The 4,825-nt window shown below is 61.9% G+C and carries 1 protein-coding gene; it reads right to left on the bottom strand.

Translation table 11 applies throughout. The features are described from left to right. A partial coding sequence (locus BLO80_RS28620; RefSeq protein ID WP_092341025.1) for a two-partner secretion domain-containing protein occupies positions 1 to 4,446 on the bottom strand: 4,446 nt, incomplete at its 3' end. Positions 4,447 to 4,825: the final 379 nt, after the last annotated feature.

Raw genomic sequence — 4,825 nt, 5'->3', positions numbered from 1 at the left:
GGTGTTGTTGAAAGCGACCTTGCCCGCCTCGCTGGCGATGTCGCCCACCACGTTGCCGTTGTTGCGCAACTCGAAGTCGCCACCGTTGAGGGCCAGGCCGTCGGCGGTGATGTTGCCGTTGGCATCCTGGGTGGTCTTGCCATCGACATTGAGGAACACGTTGCCGCTGGTGGCCAGTCCTTCGTTGATCGCCAAGTCACCTTGGGTGCCGATGCTGACGTCGCCAGTGTTGTTCACGCCGGTGAGGGTTGTCTTCGTGCCATCGGCATGGGTCGCGGTCAGCGAACCCACCTTGAGGTCTGTGCTGTTGTTGAACTGGACCTTGCCCGCCGCGCTGGCGATATCGCCAATCACGTTGCCGGTATTGCCCAGCGCGTAATTGCCGCCCAGCAGCACCAGGCCGCTGGCATCCAGCTTGGCCCCGGCGTCGCCGGACTGGGTGGTGTTGCCCGCCACTTCCAAAGTGATGATGTCGTCGGCACGGGTCTGGCCCTGGCTGGTATCGTCCCGTGGACCATTTTCTATGGTGATGCCTTTTACCAACGTCAGGTCGTGATCGGTTTTCAAGGTGACCGCCTCATCGGAGGTAATCCCCACGGTGCCGTCCACGGTCCCCACCGTCAGGTTGCCGTTGCCGGCAAATGCCAGGCTGCCGACATCGGCGGCGATGACACCCACGTCATGCCCGCCCTTGCCCAACTGGAAGTCACCTTCGCCGCGCAAGGCCAATTCGTCTGCGGTAATGGTCGCGCCAGTGCTCTGAGTCGCACCTTTGCCCGCGTCGACGCTCAACGTCAGCCCTTTGCCGGTGGTGCCGTCTTCGTCGGTGCCTTCGGGATCCTTGAGCATCAGATCGCCCAGCAAGTCCAGGACGCCGTTGGCGACTAGGGCCAGATCGTCCTTGAACGTCGCACCTTCATCGTCGACAGTGATGTTGCGCGTCTTGTCGTTGCCGATGACGACCTTGTCGAAGCCATCCTGGATGTTGGCCAGGTCAGCGCCGGACAGCACCAACGGATCGTCAGGCCCGGTCACCTCCGGGTCATCGCTGCCGCCCAGGTGGATGTCCAGGCCATCGGTCTTCTGCTGCAGGGTGAGACTGCCGTTACCGGAAACGCTCGCGGCGAGATCGATTTCGTCGGCGGTCAGGTTCGTATCGCCCTGGGTGATCAGGGCCTGGCCGACGGTGAGGGTGTCCGCGACAAGCTTCAGGTCGCCGGTCTGGGTCATGCCGGCGACCGGCACGCCTTGCGGGTTTGTCGGGGTCTGGCTATCGGGAATGGTTACAACGCCGACGGTCAGGTCATCGACATCGGCAAAGCTGACCGTGCCAGTGTCGCTGGCGATGGTGTTGACGTCGTTGGCCGCGTTGTCGAGATCATGGGTGGCGCCATCGCCCAGCAGCACCAGGCCATCGGCGACAATGGCGCCGCCGGCGGTCTGGTCGACCTTGCCACCGTTGCTCTGCAACACCAGGACGGGGGCCGGCTTGGTGTCATCGTTACCGGTGCCCGGGGCGTCGGCCACGGTCAGTTGGTCGTTGATGTGGATATTGCCGGTGCCGGCATTGAGGACGAGGTTGTCGTTGATGCGGGTCGCTTCGATGATGTTGATGTCACCGGTCATGTCCGCGCCGCCGATGTTGACGGAGGTGAACCCGTCGCCCAGTGCGCTGATGTCGGTGCCGGTCAGTTCCAACGAACCGGGGGCGTCGCCTGTGCTGCCGCCCACTGCGATGTTTTTGCTCGGCGTGTTGGTCTCAAGGGTGATGTTCCCATTGCCGGTGACACTGCCGACGCCGCCGTTGAAGTTGATGTCGTCCGCCTTGATGGCCAGGTTGTTGTCGGTGCTGTTGAGGCTGCCGTTGAACGTGATGGAACTGCCTTGCAGGCCCTTGCTGCCCGAGGTTTCGGTCTTGATATTGTCAACGTACAGCGAGCCACCGACCTGCTTGCCGGCGGTCTGGTCGAAACTGCCCGAGACGAACACGAATTTGTACGTGCCGGCCCTGTCAGCCGTTGCCGTGTGGCTTTGCCAATTCACCGCGCCCGTGCCGTTGCCCGTTTCATTCAAGATGATTTGGTATTCGCCGGTATTGACGTTCAACAGGTAGCCGAAGACATCGTAGGTATCGCCGCCCGCGACCGGTTTGTAATCGAAGCTGACTTTTTCTCCGGCGGCCAGGGAGACCGTGCCCTCGCTCACGACCGAAGGGCCGCGCATGATGCAGCCGGCGGGTGCGTTGAGGCAGTTGGAGGTATTCTCGGTCCCCAGCAGCAGCGCGGCGCCGCCGTCCTTGCCTTGGCCAGCGGCGGCGACCGGAGTGAGGGGTTTGTAATTCATGTTGCCCTGGTCGCCAGGGGAAACGCTCGGCGCATTGCCGTTCGTTGGCGAGGTCGTCGGCAACGTCGGGTCATTTGGCGAGACCACGCCATCCACCACGGTGACGCCCGTGAAGAACTGGTCGATGGACGTCTTCCACCCGACCAGGCCATTTTCGAAGTCGGCGTTCAGGAATTGTGAAGTGCCCAGCTCAACCGCACCGGTGTACACCTGCTCGCCGCGGGTGAAGACTTTTGCGCCGTTGATAAACGTCTTGCCGGCGCCACTGGTGGTCGCATACAGAGCGCCCAGCGCGCTGTTACCGCCGACCATGTCGCTGAAGATGATCGAGCCCGAACCGGCATCGACGCGCAGTTGGCGGTTGTTGGCCACCGCATCGGAGTCCACCACGCCGGCAAACACGACATTGCCGCCGTTGCTCTTCAAACTGACGTCGGTGTTGAGCGCGATTTTGCCGTTGAGAATCAACGCCAGGCTGTTGCCATTGCCTGCGCCGCTGGCATCGATGTCACCGTTGAGGAAGATATTGCCGAAGACATAACGGCCTGTTGCGCCGTCGTCGTGCCCCGACTGCAACGTCAGCGTCCGATCACCGCTGATGCCCTGCGGGGTGTAGTCGCCGTCCCAGTGAATGGTGTTGTCGGCCTTGATTGCCACATCGGTACCGCCGGCCAGAGCAGTGTCGATCGCGTTGAAACCGACCGTGGCAGCTTGTCCGTTGGCGCCGCCCGTCAGCCCTCCATTACCCGGCCCCACGGTGACACTGTCCGGGTCGAGCAACCACAAGCCACCCTTGCCGTTCTTGGCCGAAGCATCGGCGGCTTTGCTCACCGCCAGCTTGGCACCGCTGGTCTCGATCTTGCCGCCGTCGCCGCCCTTGGCACCGCCGGTGGCTTTCAGCGTGCCATCCACCCGCGTCACGCTGCCCGGCTTCTTGGTATCCGACCAGGCCACCACGGTACCGCCCTTGCCGTTGTCGGTCGCCGATGCATCGAGCACGGCACCGGCGGCAACGGTGGTCTGGCTGGCCTGTTTGATCGCCGGGTCCTTGCCTTGCCAGCTACCGCCCACATATATCTCGCCGCCGCCCTTGGCGCCGGTGGCGTCGAGTTCAGCGCCGCCGTTGATCGCGATACGGTCGCCGGTCACGACAATCTTGCCGCCCTTGCCGGTATCGGAGGACACATCGATACGCCCGGCGACTTGCACACCGCCCTGATCCCCCATCAGCGTCACCACGCCGTTTTCACCGATATCCAGGGAACGGGCTTCGATCAAACCGGTGTTGTTGATGACGGTGCTCGCCAGGGTTTCCGCCGCACGGGCGGTCAGCAGGATACGGCCGGCATCGGCACGAATGGCGCCGCCGTTTTCGATCAACGCTTGAAGCGCACCTTCTTTCACTTCCAACTGCACCGGCCCACCCAGGTCGAGCGTCACGACACTGCCGGCGCCCAGCAGCACATTGCCCTTGTTCGCGGTGATGTTGCCTTCGTTGACGATTTTCGCGGCGATCAGGGCAATGGTGCCGCCTTGCGCGGCATTGATGTTGCCCTGGTTGACCACCGAGGCGGCGCTGTTGCCACTGAAACGGTAGTTGCCCGCGAGAAAGTCTTCCGTGGTCATGTTGAGCGTGGACGCGACCAGGCCGCCTACATCAACCTGTGCACTGGGTGTAAACAGGACGCCGTTGGGGTTGACCAAAAATACCTGGCCGTTGGCTTTCAGCGCGCCCTGAATCACTGACACATCCGAGCCCAACACGCGGTTCAATGCGACAGACGCCGCGCCCGGCTGGACGAACTGGACGGTGTTGCCTTTGCCGACGGAGAAGCTTTGCCAGTCAATCGCGAGCTTATCGCTGCCCTGATGAATGGCCATGTTGTTGCCATTCTGATGAATGCTGCCATTACCCGCCACGATATTGCCGCCCGACGGTAAGGCTCCCGCCGTGGCAACCGAAGCGAAGACCCCGCCACCCACGCCGATGACCAGGCTGAGGGATCTGCGGCTTTTGTCTTTGCCTTGGCTTTTGACCAACTCTGATGCCACCTGCCACGCGCCCAACACAGCATTCCAGACTACTCGGTAAGCTCGGTTCATTTTTGTTCACTCATCCTTAATACGGCTGGCCGCGCCACGATGATCAGGCGGTTCGCAATCAAACAATCAAATGGAAAACCGCATCCGGACGGATGACGGCTCGAAATCCCAAAGTGCTCCGTTCCATCATGTCTGCGGTAAGCGGGGTGATACCTTTGCTGGAGCACCCAGGGCTTTTGATTGAGGGGATTGAGTGAATTTTTTTTATCTGGAGGGTGTTCGACACTGGAATACCTGTGGGAGCGAGCTTGCTCGCGATGGCGGTACACCAGTCGCCATTGATGTCGCCTGACACGGCCCTATCGCGAGCAAGCTCGCTCCCACATGGAAATTGTGGCGAACGCAGCATTTGCGCACGCCCCGATCAAAACTGTGGGAG

The organism is Pseudomonas sp. NFACC56-3, from assembly GCF_900100025.1.
Classification (GTDB): domain Bacteria; phylum Pseudomonadota; class Gammaproteobacteria; order Pseudomonadales; family Pseudomonadaceae; genus Aquipseudomonas; species Aquipseudomonas fluorescens_AA.
This window is presented reverse-complemented; position numbering and strand designations above follow the sequence as displayed.